A 283-nucleotide genomic window follows, 5' to 3' on the forward strand; every position below is an offset into this window, starting at 1 on the left:
AGGCGGTGTCGTTGGCCAGCCGCACCGCCACGTCGGTGGCGGCGAAGGGCACCACCACGGCGACCGGCCCGAAGATCTCCTGCTGCACCGCGGCCGCGCGGTGCGGGAGACCGCCGAGCAGCACCGGTTCGACGTACCAGCCCTTGTCCGGCAACGGTGGTCCGGTGCGCAGCAGCACCCTCCCACCATCGGCGAGCGCGTCGTCTTCGAAGCTCCGCACCCGGTCGCGGTGGTCCGGCCGGATCATGGGCCCGACGGTGGTCTCCGGGTCCCAGGGGTCACC

At 73.5% G+C, this 283-nt stretch carries 1 protein-coding gene; it reads right to left on the reverse strand.

Going from position 1 to position 283, the window contains the following annotated elements; all coding sequences use genetic code 11:
• Positions 1-247, reverse strand: a 247-nt coding sequence (locus tag JHE00_RS34810; protein ID WP_230425533.1) for an aldehyde dehydrogenase family protein, incomplete at its 3' end; no start/stop codon positions are given.
• Positions 248-283: the final 36 nt, after the last annotated feature.

It is taken from the genome of Prauserella cavernicola (assembly GCF_016595675.1).
Lineage (GTDB): Bacteria > Actinomycetota > Actinomycetes > Mycobacteriales > Pseudonocardiaceae > Prauserella_A > Prauserella_A cavernicola.